We start from the raw sequence: 23707 nt of genomic DNA, 5'->3' as shown, positions 1-23707 counted from the left end.
AGTTACTGTCGATAGTCAATGGCAAGCGAGGAGTCCGAAGCGCTCGGTGGTGACGAGAGCGCAGGACCGGACGCCGTCCGCCTCTCCGACGGCCTCCCCGCGCGCGTCGCGGTGGGGGAGTATACGTGGGAGGACTTCAAGGAGGAGTTCTTCTACGAGGAGGGGAGCCCGCCGACGAACTGGCGGGGCAAGCCTCGGCCGTTCGACGCCGAGGAACACCTCGGGTTCGACCCCGACGAGACCCGCGAGCGCGTCGATTCGGCCGCCGCGGACGCCGTCGCGCTCAGCGAGTTCTTCGAGACGTACCTCGACCCGGAGGAGACGGAGGTCGTGCTGGGCGACTACCTCTGGGAACATTTCCGTTACGAGTACTACTACGACGAGGACCGCGAGAAACCGCACGAACTCCCGACCGACGAGGCGGGCGACCCCGTCGAGTTCGACCCGGACGAGTGGCTCGGGTTCCCCGAGGACGACCTGCAGGAGCGACTGTTCCGCGGCGGGTTCGCGGCCGACCGCGCCAGCGGACGCTTCGAGGAGTTCCTCGACCCCGCGACGACGCCGGTCACCGTCGGCGAGTACCGCTGGGAGCATTTCAAGTACGAGTACTACTACACCGACACGGACGTCACCGCGCCCGAGCGGCCGACCGACGAGGACGGCGAGATAGAGGCGTTCGAGAAGTCCGAATGGCTGGGGTTCGAGGAGGACGACCTCCCGGACCTGCTCGCGGAGGGAGCGGCGAAGGCCGCGGAACTGCTCGACGTGGAGGACGAGCGAACGCTCGACGTCCCAGAGGACCTCGACGAGGACGCATTCTTCTCGACCGTCGAAGGGCACACCACGCTGGTGAACCGCTACGACCTGGAGCGGGCGGTCGACATGCCGAAGAAGACCCACTTCCGCGAGGTCGACCGCTACTGGGTGAACAAGCCGTACGCGCTCGTCGTCATCTTCCACTCCGAGAAGGAGAACGAGACGAAGTACTACCTCGTCGAGCCGTACCGGACGGCCATCGAGGACGACCTCCTGGAGTTCCTGACGGGGAAGTTGCGGACGTCCATCAAGTACGCCAGCGACGACGTGGTCGTCGAGAACGAGGACGAGGCGCGGGCCGAAGTGATCGAACGCGAGACGCGCCGCCTGCTCGACCGGTACGACCTCTACTCGGAGGGCGACGACGACGTCGCGGAGTTCCTCGACGAGACGCTCGATCGTTACGACGACGCGCGCGAGACCTGGCAGCACTACGCCGAGGAGACGAGCCAGTACGCCGGCCGGGCGCGCGACGAGACGGGGGAGGCGCTGTCTGCGCTCGGCCGGAAGGCCGGTCCCGTTCGCGAACAGCTCGAACCGGTCCGGGAGCGGGTCGAGCCTCTCCGCGAGCGCGTCGAGCCGTACCTCGTCCGGGGGAACGACGACGCGTCGGACGCGGAATCGATGGACGGGGAGTCGGACTCCGAGGACGAACTGCCGACCGCTGCGTCGGACGACGAACCGACCCCGTCTGGAACCGACGCCGAAGCGACGGTCGCCGAAACGGACGGCGGTGGGACGGCGGTCGAGGCGTCGCCACCCGACAGTGCGAGCGACGACGGACGGGCGGTGCTGCCCGGGAACGGCGTTCCGAACGACGACGCGCGTCCCGGGCCGGACGCCGACCGGAGCGAGAGCGTCAACAACGATGACGACGGGGAAGGAGCCGAGGATACCGGGACGCTGTCGGAGCACTGGCAGGCGTTCCGGGCGCAGTGGGCGGACTTCCGCGCCGACGAGAGCGTCCGAAGCCGGATACGCGGACGCGTCGAGACGATAATCGAGGAGCACGAGGCCGACGACGTCGGCGGACTCGACGGCATCATGGCGCGGCCGGAGCCGGCGCTGCTGGAGGAGGACGCCGACGAGCTCACGGAGTACCAGGTCGAGAAGCTGTTGCACCTGCTCAAGCGCGACTTCATCGGGTACGAGCGCATCGACGGCATCAAACACGACATCAACGTCGAGGACGTCTCCTGCGACGGCTACAACTCGCCGGTGTTCGTCTACCACACGGACTACGAGCAGATCATCACGAACGTCCACCACGGGCAGTCGGAGCTCGACGACTTCGTCGTGAAGCTCGCCCAGCGGTCCGGCAAGGGAATCAGCAAGCGCCAGCCGCAGGTCGACGCCACCCTACCGGACGGCTCCCGCGCGCAGTTGACCCTGGGGCGCGAGGTGTCCGACCACGGGACGAACTACACCATCCGACAGTTCAAGGACGTCCCGTTCACGCCCATCGACCTCGTGAACTGGAACACGTTCTCGCTGGACGAGATGGCGTTCCTCTGGCTGGCCATCGAGAACCACAAGTCGCTCATCTTCGCTGGCGGCACCGCCTCCGGGAAGACGACGAGCCTGAACGCCGTCTCGCTGTTCATCCCCTCGAACACGAAGATCGTCTCCATCGAGGACACCCGGGAGGTCGAGCTCCCCCAGCGCAACTGGATCGCGAGCGTCACCCGGCCCTCGTTCTCCGACGACGGCCGCGGCGACGTCGACGAGTTCGACCTGCTGGAGGCCGCGCTGCGCCAGCGCCCCGACTACATCGTGATGGGCGAGATCCGCGGCGAGGAGGGCCGGACGCTGTTCCAGGTCATGTCGACCGGCCACACGACGTACACCACCTTCCACGCGGACACGGTCGGCGAGGTGCTCAAGCGGTTCACGACCGAACCGATCAACGTCTCGAAGACGCTGTTCACGGCGCTCGACCTCGTCTCCATCCAGACCCAGACGCGGGTCCACGGGAGCAAGGTGCGCCGCGCGAAGTCGCTCACGGAGATCAACCACTACGACACGGAGAACGACGAGATCAACGTCCAGGACGTGTTCCAGTGGCGGGCGGAGGACGACGAGCACGAGCAGATGACCGGGTCGAACACGCTCGACGAGATCATGTTCGACCGCGGGTGGGACCAGCAGCGCCTGGACGAGGAGATCCTCAAGCGCCGGACCATCCTGGCGTACCTCATCCGGAACGGGCTGAACGATTACACGCAGGTCGCGGCCACCGTCCAGGCGTTCATCAACGACCCCGACACCATCCTCGCGCTGGTCGCCTCCGACAAGCTCGAGGAGAGCCTGGAGGACCTCCGGGAGATGGAGAGCGTCCACATCGACATCGACCCCGAGAAGGAGGAGATGGTCCCCCGTCCCGACCCGGACCAGGAGATGTACGAGCGCGCCGGCGAGGTGCTGGACGAGGCCGAGGAGCGGCTGTTCGACCGGTACGTCGACGTGACGGTCGACGAGGACGGCCTCGCCGTCGCCCTCGCGGGTGCTGCGGAACCGGACGACGCGGCCGACGCGCTCGCCGACGACCGGCCGCCGTTCGCGACCGGGACCGACGCAAGCGAGGAGGTCGCCGAGAGCGACGACCTGATCGACGGGGACGTGTTAGACGACCTGCCGGAGGGCCCGCCTGGCGACGCCGTGGGAACGCCGGAGGACGAGGACGAGAAGGAATCGTTCGGCGAGTTCGAGGAGGCCGACGTCGACGACGTCGGCGAAGTCGCGGACGACCGCGAGGGCGTCGGGGAGGACGACGGATGAGCCTCGGGTCGGCCCACAGTGCCGACACGAGTGCCGACGCACTCGCCGACGCGTTCTACCCCCTCTACGACCGGCTGTTCGACGAGAACAGCGACTTCGTCGCCGATCTGGAGCGGAAGCTCGCCGAGGCGCGGATGGCCGAGACCGCGGAGCTGTACCTCTCGCGCGGCCTCGCGGTGGGGTCGCTGGCCGGACTCGTGCTGTGGCTGGTCGGCACGGCGGTGGGCTACCTGCTCTTCGTGACCGGCATCGTGGAGGTGGGCATCCTCCTCGGGATGCCCGTCTCGGAGTCGACGGCGGCCCTGCTGAACGCGCTGAAGGTGCCGGCGCTGGTGGTGACGACCGGCCTCGTCTTCGGCGCGGTGGGGTTCTCGCTCGGATTCGCGGCCATCGTCGCCATCCCGTACACCCGGGCGTCAGCCCGGCGGCGGGAGATCAACATGCTGCTGCCGGACGCCGTCTCGTTCATGTACGCGCTCTCGGTCGGAGGCCTCAACCAACTCGAGATCCTGGAGGCGATGGCGAAGGCCGACGACACGTACGGCGAGGTGGCCCGCGAGTTCCAGAGCATCGTCCAGGAGACGGAGTACTTCGACACGGACTACCGGACGGCCATCCGCAAGCGGTCGCTGGAGACGCCGAGCGACGAGTTCGGACAGTTCCTCACGGACATGCTCTCCATCGTCAACAGCGGCGGGAACATGACTGACTTCCTCGACGACAAGAAGGACAAGCACATGCGGACCGCCCAGCAGGAGCAGGAACGGACGCTGGAGACCCTGGAGCTGTTCGGCGAGATGTACATGACGCTGTCGCTGTTCCCCCTGCTGCTCATCATCATCCTCGTCATCATGAGCATGCTCGGCCAGGCGAAAAAGGAGATGCTGTACGCGACGGTGTACGGGCTCATCCCGCTGACCGGGGTCGGCTTCCTCGTGCTCGTCTCGACGGTGAAACAGGACGACCCCGGCAACGGCTACCTCGACCCCGTCGGAAACGAGCGCCTCGACTCGCAGCCGACGGGCGCGGGTCTGCTCCATCTCGGCGTCGTCGAACGGTACGTCGGCGACTTCGCCGTCTTCGACCGCATCAGGAGTCGCGAGGGGACGTACGTGACGAAGGAGGTCCTCAAGCGCCCGCACGTCTTCTTCCGCGACAACCCCCTGTACGTGCTCGTCGTCACTGTCCCTGCGTCGATCGCCTACGTGCTCAGCACCGCGTTGTCGGGCGGCGTCGCCACGTCGCTCACTGGTCTCATGGCGAACCCCATCTGGTCGACGTTCGTCTACGTGTACGTGCCGCTGTACGTCAACGGTATTCCCCTGGCGGTGTTCCGGGAGTGGAACGTGCGGTCGCGACGCACGATAACGGCGAAGCTGTCGGACAACCTGCGCAAGCTGTCGAGCGCGAACGACACCGGCCTCACCCTGGTGGAGTCGGTCCGGACGGTCGCCGACACCTCCGTCGGGACGCTCGCCGACGAGTTCGACGAGATCCACGCGAAAGTCGAGTACGGGATGAGCATGAAAGCCGCGCTCGTGGAGTTCAACAACCGATACCACATCCCGCGGCTGGCGCGGACGGTGAAGCTCATCACCAAGGCCCAGGAGGCGTCGAGCCAGATCTCGACCGTGCTCTCGACCGCCGCGCAGGCGAGCGAGAACCAGGACGACATCGAGCGCGAGCGCCAGTCGCGCGCCCGGATGCAGGTCGTCATCATCGTGATGACCTACCTCACGCTGCTGGCCGTGATGGCCATCCTGAAGACGCAGTTTCTCGACGTGATGGCCGGACTGACGACCCAGGCGACGGGAGCGGGCGGAGCTAGCGGCACGGAGGCGGCGGGCGCGAACGCGTCCGGGATGAGCTTCGGGGGTGCTATCGACACGCAGATGCTGTCGATGCTGTTCTTCCACGCGGTGACGATGCAGGCCATCCTCTCCGGACTGGTGGCGGGATACATCAGGTCCGCTGACCTGTTGTCCGGCGTCAAGTTCGTCGTGTCGCTCGGAACGGTTGCACTCGCCGTCTGGATGGTGGTCGGATGATCGATCGACGGATCGACGACAGGGGACAGACCCTGAACGATTACACCATGGGAATCAGCGTCTTCTTGCTGGCGGTGGCGTTCGTCGTCGCCTTCGTTCCGAGCATCTTCGCCCCGTTCACCGCGCCGATCGACGACGAAACGACGGCGCGGGCCGACCGCGGCGCGACGAGGGTGCTGACGACGCTTTCGGAGGACGACGCTCGCAACGTGCTCTCCGTGAACCGGACGAAGTCCTTCTTCGAGGACGGAAACGTGACCACGCTCAGAGAGTCGCTCGGCGTCCCGGCGACGAGCGACGTGAACGTCAGCGTCGTCGACCCGAGGACGGGAGAGGTCGCTCGCATCGGGACGCCCGGAATCGACGCGCGTGCTGGCGTTCCGATCAGCGACGGACCGACCGCCGCGGCAACGCGCGTCGTGGTCCTGAACGATTCGACGTATCATCTTACGGTGAGAGTATGGTGAGCGAACGCGGACAGGCGTACACGCTCGAGGGGTTCGTCGGTGCGATGATCGTCCTCACCGCCATGCTGTTCGCGCTCCAGTCCGTCGTCCTCACCCCGACGACCGCCGGGACGGTCGACCAGAGCGTGAAGACCCAGCTCGGGACACAGGCCAACGACCTGCTCCGGACCGCCGGTTCTGACGGGACGCTCGACGACATGATCCTGTACTGGAACGCGAGCGGTGGATTCGCCTACGCGTCCAGCACCGAAACCGGGTATGGTTCCCTGCCACCGTGCGCTCCCGCTAGATCGCCCGATACCGTCTGTGACTCGTTCGGCCAGGCGACGAACGCTACCTTCACCGAGCGCGGGTTCGTCTACAACCTGTACGTTCGCTACCGTACGGCGCCCGACCCGACAGAGACGGTCACCAGGCGCGTCGTCTATCGCGGCGTACCGTCCTCGAACGCGGTGACAGCAACGTACACCGTCGTTCTGTACGACGACATGACGCTCACGGCACCGGAAGACGCCGGTGGAGCGAACCTCGGTTCGCTCGCAGAAAACGAGTTCTACGCTCCCGACGTCGACCCGGGCCCCGTGTACAACGTCGTGGAGGTGCGCATGGTCGTATGGTGAACGATGGACGCGGCCTGCAGGGGCAGGGTGACTCCGGTCCGTCGAACGGCGACCGAGGGCAACTCATCCTCGTCGGCGCCGTCGTCATCGCCGTCGCGCTGGTCGGCGTCGTCGTCGTCCTGAACACGGTGCTGTTCACCGAGAACGTCGTCCAGGACGGGGCGACGGCTGCGGCGAGCGACTCGCTTGACGTGACACTCGTCGTCCGTAACGACCTCGCACCGCTCGTCGACGGGACGAACTACAACGAGACGTACGCGAACGAGGGCGAACTGGAGACGGCACTCGACGAGAGCGCTCACCGGTACGCGGCCCTCCTCGGCATCGCAGAAGCCAGGCGTGCCCCTGCCACACTCTCCGTCGACGTTCGGAACGCGACGATAGGGTACGCCATCGTACACGACAACAGAAGCACATCGCTCCTCGGTGACGACGGACGCAAAAACTGGACGGTCGCTCGCAACGCCGACCCCCGGCAGTACGTGCTGACCGTCGACCCGGCGAACGACACGTCGGCCAGCGACGGATTCCGGCTCTCGGTCACCGACGGAAGCGACCGTTGGAACCTCACGACCTACCGGCAGGACGGCAACGTGTCCGTGCGGACGAACGGCACCTCCGTCGCGCCGTCGACGTGTCCGGACGTCACCGCCGGAAACCTCACGATAGACCTGCGCAACGGGACTACCACTCCCGGGCCGTGCACGTTCGACTACGCTTCCGGGCTCGTCGGCCCGTACGACATCGCGTACCTCAACGGCGACAACGCGACCGGGACCTACTCCGTCGTGTTGAACGGAACGGCGGCGACGCTCCCGGCCGTCAACACCACGGCGTCGGTGTCACCGTACCGGACGTTCGTCGCCTACGAGGTCGAGGCGACGTTCAGCTACGTCACCCCGGACTCGACCTACCGGGACCGGACCAACGCGACGCTCTACGAACCATGACGGGAGCAGGGACGCAGACGTGCGACAGGGCGGTGTCGACCACAGTGACGTACGTCCTGACGGTCGCGATAACGACCGTCCTGATGAGCGGTCTCATCATGGCTGCTGGCGGTGTCCTCGACGACCGGACGGAGAGCGCGACCCGGAACGAACTCGCCGTCGTGGGTGAGCGCCTGGCGAACGAGTTGGTCACCGCCGACCGACTCGTCGTCGCCGGGACGGAGTCGACGGTGCGACTCCGGACCACCCATCCCACGCGCGTGGTCGGGTCGTCCTACACTGTTCTGATACGGACCGGCAGCGACTCGCCGTGCGACGGGCCACAGTGTCTCGTACTGAGCGCGGGTGACGTCACCGTGACCGTGCCGTTCACCACCGATACGCCCGCGGCGCGGAGCAGTGTCACGGGCGGTGCGATAATCGTCCGATACGACCGTTCCGCCGGGACGCTGGAGGTGACGGACCCGTGAGCGAGGGCCGTGCGGTCAGCGAGATGGTGAGTTTCGTCCTGGTCTTCTCCATCATCGTCGCGTCCGTCGGCGTGCTCTACGTCAGCGGCATCGGCTCGTTGACGGAGGCGCGTGAGTCCGAGCAGGTGAAGAACGCCGAACGAGCGTTCGTCGCCCTGGCGACCACGTTCGACGATCTCCAGCAGGGGCGCGCGCCCGCTCGCGCCGGTGAGATCCGCCTCGCGAACGGCATCATCAGGCAGAACGACGGCAGCCGTCTCCGCGTCCAGGTCGAGCGGTCAGGGGCTGCTTCGCCCTGGAACTGGACGTCTGGCGGTGCGGCGCTCACGTACGAGTTCGACGAGCGACGAATCCGGTACGACCACGGCGCCGTCTTCAGGGCGAGTGACGCCGGCAACGTTCTGGTCCACGAACCGGCGTTTCACTGCTCGAACGGGAGCGCGGTCGTCTCGACGGTTCGCATCGAGTCGACGGAAACGACGTCGGTGAGCAAGCAGGGCTCTGTCTTCATCGTCGGACGGTCGCATGGTTCCGAACTCCTCTTTCCACAGGACGCGACGCCACAGGCCGGGAACACGACCGTTCGGGTGCAGGTGTCGTCGTCACCGACGCGAGCGGCCTGGGAACGGTATCTCGACGACGCAGGATGGTCGAAGAACGGTTCGTGGTACGAATGCTCCGCCGACACGGCGGTCGTGCGTCGAACCGCGATCACGGTCGAATTCCGAGTTTAGCTGCTCTTCGATTCGACCCGGACCTGGTTCATCGTGACGTGGAAGCGGAAGTTCTCGGCTGCCCCCACCCGTCCGGTCTCTTCGATGGTGACGAGCACGACGGCGTCGTTGTAGTCGGGGTCGCCGCTCCCGCACGTCGACGTACCGATGTCGGCCGTCGTCACGTTGCTACAGGAGAGTTCGTAGACGAGGACGAATTCGTTCTGGTCGAGTCGGAGATACCCGGACTCGTTCATCCGATGGCCGAGCACCTGCGACATGTTCCGCTGTTCGACGTTCGCGGACCCGTAGTTCGGAACCTCGTCCCCGTCCGCGAGCACGACCACGTTCCCCTCGTTCTGGCCGTCGCTCCCGTCCGCGTCGACGACGATGTTCGCAGTGACGTCGCCCGCGTCGGTGGTTCGCACCGAGCGCCAGGTGTACCCGTTGAGGGCGATCTCGGTGTATGCATCCTTGTCGTATCCCTGGATCTCGTAGCCGGTCGCGCCGACGCTGATGTTCTCGCCCGCGGACACGTTGGCGGTGAACGTCCTGTACTCGCTGCTGGCAGTGGGGCCGTCGAGATACGTCCCGTCGTCAGTCGGATCGTTGACGTCCTTCTCGATTGCGGTCCCCGTCCCGTTCACGTCCCCCCAGGGCCTGTATGTCTCATCGCCGACGTTGACTCGCATGTTTATCGGCGCGTTCAGTTTGTAGTAGATGGTCTCGTAGTCCTCGCAGCCCCACCACGACCAGTCCGTGCAGACTGTATCGGTTGTCGTCCCCGATATCTCCGTGCTGAGAAGTTCGGTCGTGACCGTCGCGTCGTGGTCCACCTTGATGCTCTGGTTCCCGCCACTGGTCGTCGCGCCGCTCATGACTATCGACATCGTCACGGTCTCGTTCCCGTGGTCGGTCGTCACCGAGCCTGTCTCGACGTGCGAGCGAAAGAAATCGGCCCAGGCTTCGTAGTAGTTGCTCTGAACGGTCAGCGTCGCGTTCTCCGGCGGGTTACAGCCCTGGAACGCCTCCCTGAACTCCTTGCTGGCAGCGCGCGAGGCAGTGACGTCCTTGCTGGCACGGAGCTTCCGCACCGAGCCGCTGGCCGACCCCGTTACGTTCACCATCTGGAGGCTGAAGGTTCCGTTCCGGTACTGCATGTCCGGTGGCGAGAGCATCACGCTGCCGCCTTCCGTCTTCTTCCAGACGCCGCCGGCCTGGTACGCGACGGTCGCGCCGTTCTTTCCACGGTAATGGATGGAACCGAACGCTATCTCCTCGCGGCACGACTGGTTCGAACCGCCAGCCATCGAGATAATCATCTTCCCGTTGCTCGTGACCTCCACGTTACCGTTCTGTCCCGTGAAGTCGAGCGTGTGGGCGTCGTTCGCGCTGAACGCGACCTGGCTCAACCGGACGTCGACCTCCCGCATCGCGTGCTCGGCGTTCTGGACGCCGATAGAGCCCTCCAGTTCGTTCATCGCCGCCGAACCGACGAGGAGAACGCCGATGATGCTGACGGACACGATACCTATCAACAACACGAGGCCGAGGAGGGACGCCTGTGCCCGGTGTTCTGTCTCCGTTCTTTCCGACACCGGACCGGTCATGTTGAATACGTTTGTGAACAGGGAGTATTAAATGTACGTCTAAACGTCACCGAAACGGAACACGTCCGGTCGATACGCGCTTGGACGCCCTACGAAATCAGGCCGACCGGGCTCGGAGATGGTTCGCTGCTCCGCTCACTCCGGAATCTCCTCCTCGAACGTGGTGTCGCTGACGTACGACGTTATCCGGACGCCGACGAGGCTGACGAACACGCCGAGGACGACGTACACCGCGAGGCGCGCGCCAGGTTCGAGGGCGAACTTGGGGAGGGACGTCTGTCCAATCTCCACGTGCGGGACGACGACAGGGGCGACGAACCCCTGGCTCTGCAGGAAGTATGCGGAGAAGCCGCGGACGACGAGGCCGACCGCCAGGACGCCGAACGGGAGGTTGAGATAGGAGTTGCGCACCCGCTCGTTGCGGATGGCCTCGTCGAGCAGTCGCCCCGTGCTCGCCGCGAGTGCGGCCACCGCGATCCAGGGGACGCCCTCGTAGACGAACCCCATCACGGGCATCAGGTAGCCCTCCGTTCCGGTGAAGGGTGGCGAGGACACCTTCAGCGCGCCGGCGAACACGCCGATGAGCGACAGCCCCGCGCCGACGACGTAGGTGACGATGGACACCCGGCCGGAGTAGAGGGCGTCGCGGGCCTGCGCAGGGAGGTCGCGGAGGTAGTCGCCGATGGCGAGCCCCTTGTAGAGGACGAACAGGCCGATGACGGTCGTGATGGCCGACGTCGCGATGGCGGGCCCCGTCAGTATCAGCAGGATGGGGAACGCGATGAGCGCGATGCCGGTCGGGACGAGGACCGTCTGGCGCAACTCCTCGTCGGCGAGGAACTGCTTGAGCAGGTAGTAGGTCGACTCGATGTCGCGGGCCTGCCGGACGACGACGCGGTCGACCGCGTCGACCTGTACGCGGCTCTCGACGATGGGGACCAGACGCTCGTCCTCGGCGCTGTCGATGACGACGACGGCCGAGTCCGGGTCGTACTCTTCGACGAGCTGGTCCATCTGGGCGGCGACCGCGCGGTCCGCGCCGACGCGCGTCTCGGCGGTGCCTGAGATGACCGCGACCACCGTCTCCTCGTCGCCGTCCCGCAGGTCACGGGCGACCCGGAGCGACTCGAGCAGGCAGTTGACGCTGGAGTCCTCCGGGTCCGCGAGGCCTACCTCGGTGACGAGCGATCGGACGGCCTCCCAGCCGGCGACCGGCATCGTCAGCCCGGTCTTGCGTCCGATGTCGTCGTTCCGGTCGACGCAGACGACCAGCGTGCTCATTCGTCGTTCCGACCAAGACGGCCAGGGGATAAAAATGTCTACGGTACTGGTGATAGTTCCGAGGGACCACCGAACGAACTCCCGGGAAGCGTCCCGGCGGACGGCGCGAAGCCCTTTGTAGCTGGCTCGCCTACCTCTCGTGGGGATTCCGGATGCCCACGTGCAAACACTGCAAGGCGACGTTCACGGCGGAGGACCTGGTCCGTCACGAGAAGGGACGACTGGTGGTCGTCCACTGTCCCGACTGCAAACACGTCGTCGGGACGTACAACCGCCACAGCGGACCGCCGCGGACCGACAACCGCGCCTAGTCGCCGTTCGCGGTCACGACGCCGATCTCTCGTCGCAACGCACCGGGCGACTGCGACGCGAGCGACCGCAACGGGCCACCTACCGCTCCTCTCTACCCGCTCGTCACGACGCGCTCCGGGCGTATCCTGACGACGACCCGCGGTCCCTGCTCCTCCCCGAGGTTCGGGTACTCGTCCCGGGCCATGTACCGCCGCGTGAGTTCGTTGATGTGCTCGACGGCACCCTCCTCGGTGACCTCGTCGACCTCCCCACGGATGGAGACGTACCGGTAGGGGTCGTCGGGATCGAACACCGAGAGGCCGACCTTCGGGTTGCGGCGGACGTTCTCCTCCTTCTGGCGACCGCGGACGGTGTTGACGAGGACGTGGTCGCCGTCGTAGCCGACCCAGACGGGCGTCACCTGCGGGGTGCCGTCCGGCATGACCGTGGCGAAGTTGGCGAAGGACTTCCGTTCGAACAGGTCGGTGAACGCGTCGGGAATCGACTCCATACCTCGTCGATGAGAGCGGGCACCGAGAACGGTCTTTCGGCCGAACAGTCGGTATTAGTGATATTTAATTGCCCTTAAGGAATTGATGTTGTTGGGATGCCCATATAGCCAACTTTTACCACTACGCTCCGTCGCTGGTCAGACATGAGCACGACAACGACTGACTCACCGAAGCAATCACCCGATTTCCGCGAACGCCTGCGGGAGTTACCCCCCAGTGCGAAGCTTGTCGCGAAGGTCCTCGAGTCGGACGCCCCGCTCACCCAGGGCGAACTCGCCGAGGAATCGCTGCTGCCCGACCGGACCGTCCGCTACGCCCTGAACCGCCTGGAGGAGGCCGACCTCGTCTCCTCGCGCCACAGCTTCCGCGACGCGCGCAAGCAGGTCTACCTGCTCGACGACTGAGAACGACTCCGCGGTCCGGACTCCTTTCGTCGACGCCGTCCGTTGCGAACGATTCTCTGATGCCCGACCCCGTCCGAGTAGCGACCGACTTTTGCCGTCGCCGTCCCTGTTCCCGGCCATGGAGTCGATAGCCGTCCCGACGGAGACGATGGCACCGGAGGGGACGACGAACGCCTACCTCGTGGAGAGCGCCCTCGTCGACCCGGCCGGCAGGACGGACGCTCTCGACCGCGCCGTCGCGCAGCGCGACGTCGACCACGTGCTCGTCACCCACGTCCACCCGGACCACGTCGGCGGCGTCGCCCACTACGCGGACGTCTGTGACGCGACGGTGTGGGCTCGGGCGGGCCGCGAACGGCGGTTCGTCGACGCGACCGGCGTCGAACCGGACCGGACCTTCCGCGGCGGGACGCGCGTCGGCCCCCTCACCGCCGTCGACACGCCGGGTCACGCGCCCGACCACGTCGCCTTCGAGTACGGCGAGGCCCTGCTGACGGGCGACCTCGTCGTCGCTGAGGGAAGCGTCGTCGTCGCCGGGCGTCGGACCGACGGCGAAGGGGCCGCACACCCGGCGACGGGCGAGGGCGACGTGCGCTCGTATCTCGTCTCGCTCCGGCGACTGCACGCCCGCGACCCCGCGACCCTGCATCCGGGCCACGGCCCCGTCATCGACGACCCGCGCGCCCAGATCCGGCGGCTCATCGACCATCGACTCGCGCGGGAGGAGCGCGTCGCGGACGCCGTCCGTTCTGGTGCTCGGACGCTCGCCGACGTGACGGACGCGGCTTACGACAAGGACGTCTCCAGCGTCCGCTCGCTCGCGGAGGCGACGGTGGCGGCTCATCTGGAGAAACTGGACGCCGAGAGTGCGGTGGCGTGGGACGGTCGCCGCGCCGAGCCGCGCTCCTGACCCCGATGCACAAACGATAACCGCCCTGGATTCCTACGCGGAGGCGATGAGCGAGCGCGAGATTTCGAGTCGCCCCGTCTTCCTGATCGCCGCTGGGGTCGCCGTCGCGCTGGCGGGCGGGCTCGGCTTCGTCGTCGGCACCACCGGCCAGGAGCGCGGTTTCACGATGGACCTGCTGGTCGCGGAGTTCTCGATGTCGCCGCTCTCGATGGCGCTGTTCGGGATGGTGCTCGCTGCGAGCGTCCTCGCGCTCCTGTTCGGCCTGGTCTCGGTCGTGGCCCGGTACGACGGCGAAGCGACGCGGTAGGCTGCTCCGAACCGCGGACGTTTTGAACACCTGTCGGATACTACGACGCGTGAGCGCAGACGACCGGCGCGTCGAAGTGTACCCCGGAAAGGAGGCGGTCGTGGAGTTCGACCCGGACCTCACCTTCGACTGCGTCGCCGACTGCACGTGGTGCTGTCACCACGGCGTCCTCGTGTACGACCGGGAGTTCCTCGAACTGGCCGAGCGCGCGAACCTCAACGCGGCGACGACGCAGTTCCGGGGTGAGGACTTCGTCGTCCGCGAGGAGAAAGACCACGACCACGTCGGCGAGGACGGCCGGGCCTGCTACTTCCTCCGCGAGGACGGCCTCTGCGAGCTCCACGCCGAGCACGACTGGAAACCCGCGCGCTGTTCGGTGTACCCCCTCGAGGTGCGGTCGGTGGACGGGGAGATCCACGTCGACGTCCGGGACAGCGCCTGGGAGCACTGCGAGGGTACGAACGTCGGCGACAGGCGGATCGTCGACGGCCTCGACGACTTCCTGCCGGAGTACCTCTGGGACCTCGACGACCCTGACTCCGAGCGAGAACTGTAGCCGCCGGGCGTCCGCCGGTCACCCCCGCGTCACCGACGCGCGCCGCATCGCGTCACGGGTGGTCGTGCGGGTCGGCCTCGACGGCGGCCTCGCGCAGTTCGGTCTCGCGTTCGGTCTCGACGTCGAACTCGGGGACCTGCGTCGGGGTCCCCTCGTCGTCGACCGCGACGTAGACGAAGTGCGACTCGGTGGTCCTCTCGCGGTCGCCCGTCCGTGGGTTCTCCCGGAACGCGGTCAGGCGGACCTTCACGCTCGTCCGCCCGGCGTCGTAGACGTACGACTCGATGACGGTGGTGTCGCCGACCGGGATTGGCCGCTGGAAGTCCATGTGGTCGACGCTGGCCGTGACGCAGGTCTCCCCCGCGAACCGCATCGCCGACATCGCACCTATCTCGTCCATCCACTTCATTACGACGCCGCCGTGGGCCGTCTCGTAGTTGTTCGCGTGGTTCGGCTGCACGCGCTCCCGGTTCTCGATGTACGTGTCCATCAGCGTCGGCATACCGGAGCTTCGTCGCGGACGGGGGAGCCGTTTCCGGCCGGCGCTGCCCGCCAACCTATCGGATTGCTTGTAGAAAATTGTAGTACCGTCGTCGTCGTCGTACGTGACTGGAACTCCAAGATGGTGTCAGCACTGCTCGTGGTCGGTCTGTTCGTCGCCGCGTTCGTCGGGTACAACATCGGTGGGTCGTCGACGGGGGTGGCGTTCGGACCGGCGGTCGGCAGTCGCATCGTCGGCAAGGTGTCCGCCGCGACGCTGTTCACCTCCTTCGCCCTGCTGGGCGGGTGGACGGTCGGCCGCAACGTCATCGACACGATGAGCGACGGCATCGTTCCGGCGACCCTGTTCACGCCCGCGACGAGCGTCGGCGTGCTCTTCTTCGCCGGCGCTGCGCTCCTGCTGTCGAACCTCTACGGCGTCCCGGCCTCCACCTCGATGACGGCCGTCGGCGCCATCGTCGGCCTCGGCCTCGCCAGGAACAGGCTGAACGAGGCCATCATGTTCACCATCGTCTCGGCCTGGATCGTCGCGCCGCTGGTCGCCTTCCTGACGGGCGTGGTCATCGGGCGGTACGTCTACCCGCACCTCGACGCTCGCATCACCTTCACCCGCATCGAGAACTCGCTGGTGCAACTGGACCGTTCGGGGACGGTACCGCGGCCGCACCTCAACGAGAACGCGTCGCCGCGCGACGTCGTCGGTGGGGTCGGCGTGGTCGGCATCGCCTGCTACATGGGGTTCAGCGCCGGTGCGTCGAACGCGGCGAACGCCGTCGCGCCGCTCGTCGGGGACGGCGCGATAACGATCGAGCAGGGGATACTGCTCGCCATCGGCTCCATTGGGCTCGGCGGGTTCACCATCGCCCGCCGGACGCTCGACACCATCAGCGACGGCATCACCGACCTGCCCATCATGGCGGCGCTCGTCGTCTCCTTCGTCGGTGCGACGGTCATCACCGTCCTCTCGCGGCTCGGCATCCCGGCGAGCCTGGCCGTGAGCACGACCTGCTGCATCATCGGTCTCGGATGGGGCCGGGCGAGCCGCGCGGTCACGCTCGCGGAGGCGGCCACGACCGCCGTCGACACCGACCCCGAAGCGGAACTCACCACCGGCGCGCTCGCAGAACCGACCATGGACGAACCCGCTGGACCGACCGTCGGGACGCTCGCCGCTGGCGAGGTCGAGGAGCGCGACCCCGACGAGGCGGTCGAAGTCCCGCCCATCGGCGAGGAGGAACTGGACGAACTCGCGGCCGAAAGCCTGTTCGACCCCGCCGCGACCAGTCGCATCGTCATCCTCTGGATACTCTCGCCGACCCTCTCGGTCATCGGCTCGTACGTCCTCTTCCTGCTGCTCCCGTAGGCCGCGGGCACCGCCGCTTAAGACGGCGGAGGGCGTGGTGGGCGGCATGGGGGACCACGTACTCGTTCCGATGGACGGCTCCGACCACTCGAAGGAGGCCCTGGAGTACGCGCTCGGCATGTCGGACGTCGACGTCACCGCCATCACCGTCGTCGACCCGTACGACATCGACCCGCTCACGCCGGGCTACCAGTCGCCGCTCGGCAAGTCGGGGATGCCCGCTTACTCCCAGGAGTGGTACCAGAAGCAGTGGGACAACGCGAAGGAGCTCCACGAGGAGACTCGCGAGGAACTGGACGACTTCGAGGGGTCGTTCGAGAGCGTGGTCAAACTCGGGAAACCGGCGAAGACGATCCTCAGATACGTCGAGGAGAACGACGTCGACCAGGTCGTCCTCGGCGCGACGAGCGAGAGCGGCCTCTCGCGCGCCCTCATGGGGTCGACCGCGGAGGCGGTGACGAAGCGCTGTCCGGTGACCGTGACGGTCGTGCGCTGAACGGACGGAGAATCGAAGAAGCGCCCTACTGCGGTACGACCGCCAGCCAGGCGACGAACACCGCGACCCCGCCGAGAGCCGTGCTGGCGACGGCGTGCGTGCGGAGGCGGTCGAGCAGCGCGTGGGCGTCGTCGCTCACCTGCGCAACCTCGTACACCTCGCCGCCGAGTTCGCACCGCGGGAGGAAGTCCATGGCGACGTGGAGGAACACGCCGGCGGCGAAGCCGAAGACGAGGCCGTTGACCGCGTCGCTCGCGGGCAACTGCAGCGTCGCCGACAGGATGGCCGTGATTCCCAGGCCGCTGGCCGGCAGCAGGAGGACCGACGGCGGCTTGCCGCTGCGCTGGAGGCGGTGCGCGGCGACGTACCCCGCCGGACCCTTGTGCGAGACGATGGCGAGGCCGAGCAGGAGACCGAGGTCGGGCATGTTGCCGTAGACGAGGCCGATTATCGCGCCCGCGGCGAACGAGTGGGCGGTCAGTTCGAGCGCGGCGTGGTCCATCGGGACGTCCATGTGGGTCATCCGGTGGCCGACGGTGTGCGCGGAGAACCCGGTGAGGACGCCGAGCGCGATACCGAAGCCGCCGTAGCGCGGGTGGTGACCGACGGCGTCCGGGACCAGGAACACCGCGGCGCTGGTTATCATCGCCCCGCTGGCGAGCCCGAATCCCCAGACGAGCTTGCCCGCTCGCGAGGACTCGTTCAACCGCCCGCCCAGGAGGGCACCGCCCGCCATCGCGGCGAACGCGAACCACGCGATGGTGAGCACCTTCTCCAGCCCCACCGCCACCCCGAGTGCGGTGGTGAGAACGAGCGCTAGCAGTCCCGCCAGACCGAGTCGAGAGAGTCTCGCCATCGTTATTAACGAATATACAGCTATTAATAAGTCCGTTGGTCCCGACTACGACACCGTGTGGGGACCGGCCGTGGTGGGCGAGACGACCAGCAGGGCGACGGACGCGAGGTTCTGCTCGCGGGGAAGTCGTGCGAAAAGTGTTTGACGCCCGGCCGAGATGCCCGGAGCATGAGCGACCTCGGCGATTTCTCGGACTTCGGCGGCGATGACGACGACGGTGACGACGGGGCCAGTGCGGACGCGGACGCCGGGACCAGCACCGACGCGCGCGTGGAGACCACCCCGGCCGGCGGGACCGAACGTCAGGAGTTCGAGCCACTGGACACCGAACCGGTCGGAGCGGACCGCGGTATCGGCCACCTCGCGGTCTCGGAGGGGCTGTCCATCGGCGAAGCCGACGACGACAACCGCCTCCGCGCGTACGTGACCGCGCCGAACCGGAGCCACGTCAGGGTCGGCAAGTACCTGCTCGTGCCGTACCCCGACGGCGAGAAGCTGTTCTGTCGCGTCACCGCGCTGGAGTACGCCCAGGAGTACCGCAGCGACGACGCCACCGAGATCCACGCCCGACGGGCGATGCGCCGCGAGGACATCGAGGAGACGGACTACAAGTTCGTCGCGACGCTCGACCCGGTGGCGGTGCTGTACGACGACGACGGGGACCTCAAGCGGCGGATGACCGACCGCGTGCCGAAGCCGGAGACGACCGTCAGGCAGGCCGACGACAAGCGCGACATCAAGACGGGGCTGAAGATACCCACCGAGGGCGTCTTCCTCGGCCACCTCGCGGTCGGCGGCGAGAAGGTCCGGACCGCGGCCGAACCGCCGACCATCGACTACCGCGTCAAGGACGACTACAGCGACGGCGACCCGCTCGTGTTCCGGCACACGCTCGTCGCTGGCGGCACGGGGTCCGGCAAGACCCACGGCACGAAGAACATGCTCCGGCAGTACCTCGACGAGGAGCGCACCTACCCCGTCGAGAGCGGCGACGACCGCGAGCGCCGGATGGCCGTCGTGCAGTTCGACCCCCAGGACGAGTACGCCCAGATGCACGACGACAACCCCGCCGTCACCGTCGACGACGAGCGGGCGTGGGAGCGGGAGGGTATCGCGCACGGCGGCCACGACGACACCGTCGCGTTCGTGCCGAAGGTCGACGGGGTCACCTACGCCGCCGACCACCACCGCGCCGAGCAGGTGGAGTTCACCGTCCCGTTCTCGATGGTGCGCTCGAACCCCTGGCTCATCGCGGGCGCGCGCCTGAACGACAATCAGTACAACGCCCTACAGTACCTCCTGCGGCGGTTCTTCGACCAGTACGGGTCAAACGCGACGTACCGCGAGTTCACCGACTTCCTCGACGACCCGGCGCTGCGCGAGGAGCTCGACGAGAGCGGCCGCGTCCACGAGGCGACCTTCGACGCGGTGAAGCGGCGCGCGGTCAACGCCACGTTCCGCGACGTGTTCGACCAGGACGCCCGCCCGCTGACCGAGCAGGTCAAGCAGTTCGTCCGCCCCGGCGGCCTGACGGTCGTCCCGACGTACCACGTCAACTCCACCCGCGCGACGGAGATGATCGTGCTCGCGGTGTCGAGCCTCCTCATCGACGAGAAGCTCTCGAACGCGCCGCGCTTCGACCGAATCAAGGAGACGCCGCTCGTGGTCGGGATGGACGAGGCGCACAACTTCCTCTCCGACGCCGAGAGCGTCCAGGCCCGGAAGGTCGTCGGGAAGTTCACCGCGGCCGCGAAACAGGGCCGCAAGGAGCGACTCGGCCTCTTCCTCGTCACGCAGGACCCGCAGGACATCGCCGAACCCGTGTTCAAGCAGATCAACACCACCGTCGTCCTGAACCTCGGCGACGAGGACGCCATCAAGAGCGTCAACATCCCCGCGAACCTCGAACGGAAGGTCCCCTACATGGAGAAGGGGCAGATGGTGGTCTACTCCCCGGACAACTCCGAACCGGTCGAACTCGTCGGGCTCTCGCGCTGTGTCACCCGGCACGGCCGCGACTGACGAGGGTCGCGACCGGCCGACAGGTCGTCCACGACTCCCCGTGTCGGGACGCGGACAGTTTCGTTGATACCGGCAAACCGATATATCGCGAGTTCGTAGCCTCGGCCATGGGAAAGCACGTTCTCGTCCCCATCGACGGTTCCGAACAGGCAACGAAGGCGCTGGAACACGCGCTCGCGGAGTTCCCCGACGCCGATGTCACGGTGCTCAACGTCATCGACCCCATCGACGTGGGGTACAGTTCGACGGTCGGGATGCCGGGCTACTCCGAGGAGTGGTACGAGGAGTCCAAGGAGAACGCCGAACGGCTGTTCGAGGACGCCCAGGCCACTGCCGACGAGCACGGCGTCACGCTGGTGACCGAGACGGAACTGGGTCGACCCTCGCAGGTCATCGTCAGGTACGCCGACGAGAACGACGTCGACCAGATAATCATGGGCAGCCACGGCCGCTCGGGCGTCTCGCGCATCCTCCTCGGGAGCGTCGCCGAGACGGTCGTCCGACGGTCGCCGATTCCCGTGACGGTCGTCAGATAGCTCGCGACGCCGGTCGCCGACCGCTGCGTCGCCGACGCGGCGAGGCGGTGACCGCTCAGAACAGGTTCGCCTGCTGGTAGACGCTGATGCCCTCGTTCGTGATGTCGTAAGGCTTTATCTCCCGGGAGTGGTTGGCATCCCGGATCTTCTGAATCTCGATGGCGAGTCGCGTCTCGCGGAAGTCGTCGGTCCCGCGGACGTACCTGAGGACGAACACCGCGTCGGTGAGGTACTCGATGATGCCATGGCGGGAGGCGTAGGGATTGTCCTCGCTGGCCTCGCTGGTGAGCATCGTCGTCACGCCTGCTTCCTTCAGGCTCCGGGTGAAGTCGTAGATCTCGTTGCGGCGGACCGCGCGGTCCTCGTACATCATCTCGAGCAGCGAGACGGAGTCGAGGACCAGCCGCGTCGCGCCGAACTCGCGGACGAGCTCAGGGAGCTCGTTCCGGATGCTCGTCAGCGAGTTAGCCATGTCCACGGGGTCCATGTCGAGGACGGCGAGGCGGTCCTCCTCGACGTACTCGTCGAACGGCCACCCCTTCTCCGTCGCGCTGCCGACCACGCGTTCCTCGCTCTCCTCCAGCGTGATGTAGACGGCCTTCTCGCCTGTCTCCAGCGCGTGCTGGAGGAACTGGAGCCCGAACGTCGTCTTGCCCGTCCCGGCGTCGCCGATGGCGACCATCAGCGTCCGCTCGGGGATGCCGCCCTGGATCATCCCGTCGAGCCCCTCGATGCCGACGTCGACGCGCGGAAGCGACGACTCGAACTCCTCGTCCTCGAACCCGGGGGCGTCCTGTCCGAAGCCGCCACTGCCGCCGGCGTCGAATCCGCCGGCGTCGAATCCGCCGGCGAACTCGTCGTCACCGCCGAACTGTCCTTCGCCGCCGAACTGCCCGCCGTCGTCGCCGATGTCGGGACCGGCACCGCCACCGGGCGCGTTACTGAAGGCGGTGCCGAAGTCCTCCTCGAACAACGAACCGCCCGCATCGTCGTCCGGGGCGTCGCCGTCGTCCAGGGCGTCGCCGTCGCCCGGGACGTCCTCCGGTTCCGGGGTCTGACCAGGGGACGCTTCCACGGTCGAGTCGGCGTCGCCGACCGCCGGCCCCCGGTCGTCGGCCGCCGGTTCACCGCCAGCGAGCGCGGCACCGTCCGGTCCGTCGCCGGCGTCGGCCTCCGATTCGGTTTCCGTGTCGTTCGCGGGCTCGTCGGCCTCCTCGCGCGCGTCGTCCTCGTCGTCGAACGCGGACTCGAACCAGTCGTCGTCTTCGGTCACCGAACCACCTCCACGTCGGCGACGTCCGGCAGTCCGCCCGGGGGAACCCTCATCGTCCTGTCACTGGAACCCCTAGCTGATTAATGTTACTCGCGCCAGACGCGGAACGGGCAGATCGAGCACGGACAGTTCCGGACAAATCCGCCGCTTGTCGGTGCTGGCGTCGATTTCCTGGAGATGCCGCGAACCGTCGAACGGCACCATTGAGCGGCGCTCGCCGGCAATCCGGAGATAGCAATCCACTTTAACCCCGAAGGAGAAGTTTCTGAACATGACCGAGTCGTACGTGATAATCGGCGACGGCATCGCGGGGAGCTCTGCGGCCGAGACGATCCGCGAGGAGGAGCCCGATGCCGACATCACCGTCATCACCGACGAGGGGGAAGCCCTCTACAATCGCATCCTGATCAAGGAGTTCGCCAAGGGGAAACTCCCCGAGGCACCCATCTCCATCCACGAGGAAGAGTGGTACGAGGAGCGCGACATCGACCTCGACCTGAACACGTTCGTCACCGGCGTCGACCCCGACGCTCACGAGGTGTACACCCACGACAGCGGGACCTACGAGTACGACAAGCTGCTCGTGGCCACCGGTGGGACGCCGACACAGCTCCCGGTCGACAACAGCGACGCCGAGGGCATCCACCACTTCTGGACGTTCCAGGACGCGCGCAAGATCGCCGAACACGCAGAGGCAGCCGACAGCGGCGTCGTCGTCGGTGCCGGTCTGCTCGGCATCGACCTCGCCGCCGTCTGCGCCGCCCAGGACATCGAGGCCAACTACGTCATGCGCGGCAACCGCTGGTGGCGCTACGGCCTGAGCCTCGACGGTGCAGAGATCATCCACGACGCCCTCGAGGAGAAGGGCGTCACGCCGGTGTTCGAGAGCGGGGTCGACCACTTCGAGACCGACGACGACGGGCACGTCGTCTCGACGGTCGACGCCAACGGCGAGACCTTCGACAGCGAGTTCGTCGGCGTCGCCATCGGCCTCGACTTCAACACCGAGTTCCTCCAGGGTGCTGACCTCGAGATGGACGACGGCATCGTCGTCGACCAGTACATGCAGACGAGCACCGACGACATCTACGCCGCCGGTGACATCACGCGCTACTACGACGTCATCCTCGACGAGTACGCCCAGAACGGCTCGTGGGGCAGCGCGAAGGAGCAGGGCGTCGTCGCGGGCCGGAACATGGTCGCCGACGACGAGGAGACGGAGTTCCGCTGGGTGTCGTCGTACTCCATCACGCACTTCGACTTCCCGTTCCTCAGCTTCGGCTTCCCGACGCTGGGCGACGACGAGTGCGAGCGCAAGTACAGCGACACGGAGTGGCGCCGCCTCTCGTTCAAGGACGGCAAACTCGTCGGTGGCGTTCTCATCGGCGACATCGCCCCGCAGGGCAACTACAAGGACCTCATCCGCAAGGAGGTCGAGGTCGCCGACCAGAAGGACGTCCTCCTCGAGAAGAGCTTCGACCCGGACAAACTCGCGCTCCCGCAGGAGCAGTAGACCGTACCCCGTCTTCGCCGAACCGTTCTCTCGCCGTCGAGACGTTTCGAAACGACCCCTGGGTCGCACGCGCCGATCGACGTCTTCGCTCGCGACCGTTGTCGCCCCCGGCGTAATCTTGCCACGGAGCGAAGAGTTAAGTTACGACATGGTATGCGTTACCAATGACCGCCCAGGTCAGTGGTACGATTGAACCCGAAGATAACCGTCGAACACGCGGAGACCGTCCCCGACGACGCGAGCGTCAGGGACTACGACGAACTGGGACGTTCAGCCAAGCGACAGTTCGCCACCGTCGTCGAGGGAGGTGAACGCCGCATCGACGACGCCGCGGCGTTCGAACTCACCGACGGCGAGTTCGTCAACTACACCGGCTACTATCGCGTGTTCCTCGCCTGACAGTCCCCGCACTCC

At 66.9% G+C, this 23707-nt stretch carries 25 protein-coding genes; 18 read left to right on the top strand and 7 right to left on the bottom strand.

Going from position 1 to position 23707, the window contains the following annotated elements; genetic code table 11:
• Nucleotides 1–18 precede the first annotated feature (18 nt).
• From NKT36_RS01480 to NKT36_RS01450, 7 genes are read left to right on the top strand one after another with little or no spacing between them, the layout of a single operon-like run.
• On the top strand, nt 19–3594 hold the full coding sequence (locus NKT36_RS01480) for a type II/IV secretion system ATPase subunit (protein WP_327052178.1): 3576 nt from the start codon (nt 19–21) through the stop codon (nt 3592–3594).
• Nucleotides 3591–5642, top strand: coding sequence for a type II secretion system F family protein (locus NKT36_RS01475; RefSeq protein WP_327052177.1), 2052 nt, complete (start codon nt 3591–3593; stop codon nt 5640–5642). Before NKT36_RS01480 ends, NKT36_RS01475 begins: the two co-directional genes overlap by 4 nt.
• On the top strand, nt 5639–6109 hold the full coding sequence (locus NKT36_RS01470) for a DUF7287 family protein (protein ID WP_327052176.1): 471 nt from the start codon (nt 5639–5641) through the stop codon (nt 6107–6109). Before NKT36_RS01475 ends, NKT36_RS01470 begins: the two co-directional genes overlap by 4 nt.
• Nucleotides 6103–6729, top strand: a complete 627-nt coding sequence (locus NKT36_RS01465) for a DUF7288 family protein (protein ID WP_327052175.1) — start codon at nt 6103–6105, stop codon at nt 6727–6729. Before NKT36_RS01470 ends, NKT36_RS01465 begins: the two co-directional genes overlap by 7 nt.
• On the top strand, nt 6723–7679 hold the full coding sequence (locus tag NKT36_RS01460; RefSeq protein WP_327052174.1) for a DUF7261 family protein: 957 nt from the start codon (nt 6723–6725) through the stop codon (nt 7677–7679). The genes NKT36_RS01465 and NKT36_RS01460 overlap by 7 nt, the downstream gene beginning before the upstream one ends.
• Nucleotides 7680–7711: 32 nt before the next feature.
• Nucleotides 7712–8149 (top strand): DUF7266 family protein, encoded by a 438-nt coding sequence (locus NKT36_RS01455; RefSeq protein ID WP_327052173.1) that lies wholly within the window; start codon nt 7712–7714, stop codon nt 8147–8149.
• On the top strand, nt 8146–8883 hold the full coding sequence (locus tag NKT36_RS01450; protein WP_327052172.1) for a DUF7289 family protein: 738 nt from the start codon (nt 8146–8148) through the stop codon (nt 8881–8883). Before NKT36_RS01455 ends, NKT36_RS01450 begins: the two co-directional genes overlap by 4 nt.
• On the opposite strand, the gene NKT36_RS01445 is transcribed toward NKT36_RS01450, so the two are convergent.
• Both NKT36_RS01445 and NKT36_RS01440 read right to left on the bottom strand, forming a co-directional pair.
• Entirely contained in the window at nt 8880–10472 is a 1593-nt protein-coding gene (locus NKT36_RS01445) for a DUF7289 family protein (protein ID WP_327052171.1), read from the bottom strand. The genes NKT36_RS01450 and NKT36_RS01445 overlap by 4 nt on opposite strands.
• A 135-nt stretch (nt 10473–10607) precedes the next feature.
• Nucleotides 10608–11753, bottom strand: coding sequence for a DUF373 family protein (locus NKT36_RS01440; RefSeq protein WP_327052170.1), 1146 nt, complete (start codon nt 11751–11753; stop codon nt 10608–10610).
• Nucleotides 11754–11905: 152 nt separating this feature from the next.
• Between NKT36_RS01440 and NKT36_RS01435 the strand changes: the two genes are divergently transcribed.
• Nucleotides 11906–12064 (top strand): hypothetical protein, encoded by a 159-nt coding sequence (locus NKT36_RS01435; RefSeq protein ID WP_327052169.1) that lies wholly within the window; start codon nt 11906–11908, stop codon nt 12062–12064.
• 92 nt (nt 12065–12156) lie between these two features.
• Here NKT36_RS01435 and NKT36_RS01430 read toward each other — a convergent pair whose 3' ends face one another.
• Nucleotides 12157–12555 (bottom strand): PPOX class F420-dependent oxidoreductase, encoded by a 399-nt coding sequence (locus NKT36_RS01430; protein WP_327052168.1) that lies wholly within the window; start codon nt 12553–12555, stop codon nt 12157–12159.
• 144 nt (nt 12556–12699) lie between these two features.
• Here NKT36_RS01430 and NKT36_RS01425 point away from each other — a divergent pair, with 144 nt between their 5' ends.
• The 4 genes from NKT36_RS01425 (at nt 12700) to NKT36_RS01410 (ending at nt 14733) form a co-directional block, all read left to right on the top strand.
• Complete coding sequence (locus NKT36_RS01425; RefSeq protein WP_327052167.1) at nt 12700–12960, top strand: MarR family transcriptional regulator; 261 nt, start codon at nt 12700–12702, stop codon at nt 12958–12960.
• A 118-nt stretch (nt 12961–13078) separates the two neighbouring features.
• Nucleotides 13079–13870, top strand: a complete 792-nt coding sequence (locus NKT36_RS01420; RefSeq protein ID WP_327052166.1) for an MBL fold metallo-hydrolase — start codon at nt 13079–13081, stop codon at nt 13868–13870.
• A 46-nt stretch (nt 13871–13916) separates the two neighbouring features.
• Nucleotides 13917–14177, top strand: a complete 261-nt coding sequence (locus NKT36_RS01415) for a DUF7520 family protein (protein WP_327052165.1) — start codon at nt 13917–13919, stop codon at nt 14175–14177.
• 49 nt (nt 14178–14226) lie between these two features.
• Entirely contained in the window at nt 14227–14733 is a 507-nt protein-coding gene (locus tag NKT36_RS01410) for a YkgJ family cysteine cluster protein (RefSeq protein WP_327052164.1), read from the top strand.
• Nucleotides 14734–14785: 52 nt separating this feature from the next.
• Here the strand turns inward: NKT36_RS01410 and NKT36_RS01405 are convergent, their stop codons facing one another.
• Nucleotides 14786–15235, bottom strand: a complete 450-nt coding sequence (locus tag NKT36_RS01405; protein ID WP_327052163.1) for an acyl-CoA thioesterase — start codon at nt 15233–15235, stop codon at nt 14786–14788.
• 120 nt (nt 15236–15355) lie between these two features.
• Between NKT36_RS01405 and NKT36_RS01400 the strand changes: the two genes are divergently transcribed.
• Both NKT36_RS01400 and NKT36_RS01395 read left to right on the top strand, forming a co-directional pair.
• Nucleotides 15356–16597 (top strand): inorganic phosphate transporter, encoded by a 1242-nt coding sequence (locus NKT36_RS01400; protein ID WP_327052162.1) that lies wholly within the window; start codon nt 15356–15358, stop codon nt 16595–16597.
• Between the two features lie 46 nt (nt 16598–16643).
• On the top strand, nt 16644–17093 hold the full coding sequence (locus tag NKT36_RS01395) for a universal stress protein (RefSeq protein WP_327052161.1): 450 nt from the start codon (nt 16644–16646) through the stop codon (nt 17091–17093).
• 25 nt (nt 17094–17118) lie between these two features.
• Here NKT36_RS01395 and NKT36_RS01390 read toward each other — a convergent pair whose 3' ends face one another.
• The gene (locus NKT36_RS01390) at nt 17119–17949 is read right to left on the bottom strand and encodes a ZIP family metal transporter (protein WP_327052160.1); all 831 of its coding nucleotides are present in this window, start codon (nt 17947–17949) and stop codon (nt 17119–17121) included.
• Nucleotides 17950–18117: 168 nt separating this feature from the next.
• Between NKT36_RS01390 and NKT36_RS01385 the strand changes: the two genes are divergently transcribed.
• Nucleotides 18118–19971, top strand: coding sequence for an ATP-binding protein (locus NKT36_RS01385; protein ID WP_327052159.1), 1854 nt, complete (start codon nt 18118–18120; stop codon nt 19969–19971).
• A gap of 107 nt (nt 19972–20078) precedes the next feature.
• The gene (locus NKT36_RS01380; protein ID WP_327052158.1) at nt 20079–20507 is read left to right on the top strand and encodes a universal stress protein; all 429 of its coding nucleotides are present in this window, start codon (nt 20079–20081) and stop codon (nt 20505–20507) included.
• Between the two features lie 55 nt (nt 20508–20562).
• Here NKT36_RS01380 and NKT36_RS01375 read toward each other — a convergent pair whose 3' ends face one another.
• Nucleotides 20563–21780 carry a KaiC domain-containing protein gene (locus NKT36_RS01375; protein ID WP_327052157.1) on the bottom strand — a complete coding sequence of 406 codons (1218 nt, stop codon included), beginning with the start codon at nt 21778–21780 and terminating at the stop codon, nt 20563–20565.
• Between the two features lie 72 nt (nt 21781–21852).
• Complete coding sequence (locus NKT36_RS01370; RefSeq protein ID WP_327052156.1) at nt 21853–22053, bottom strand: hypothetical protein; 201 nt, start codon at nt 22051–22053, stop codon at nt 21853–21855.
• Here NKT36_RS01370 and NKT36_RS01365 point away from each other — a divergent pair.
• Both NKT36_RS01365 and NKT36_RS01360 read left to right on the top strand, forming a co-directional pair.
• Entirely contained in the window at nt 22052–23293 is a 1242-nt protein-coding gene (locus tag NKT36_RS01365; protein ID WP_327052155.1) for an NAD(P)/FAD-dependent oxidoreductase, read from the top strand. The two genes, NKT36_RS01370 and NKT36_RS01365, sit on opposite strands and share 2 nt — an antisense overlap.
• Nucleotides 23294–23473: 180 nt before the next feature.
• A complete protein-coding gene (locus tag NKT36_RS01360) occupies nt 23474–23692 on the top strand; it encodes a hypothetical protein (RefSeq protein ID WP_327052154.1) in 219 nt (72 codons plus the stop codon).
• Nucleotides 23693–23707 lie beyond the last annotated feature (15 nt).

Source organism: Halomicrococcus gelatinilyticus (assembly GCA_024227995.1).
Lineage (GTDB): Archaea > Halobacteriota > Halobacteria > Halobacteriales > Haladaptataceae > Halomicrococcus > Halomicrococcus gelatinilyticus.
The sequence above is the reverse complement of the archived record's forward strand: the minus strand, read 5'-3'. Positions and strand labels throughout refer to the sequence as shown.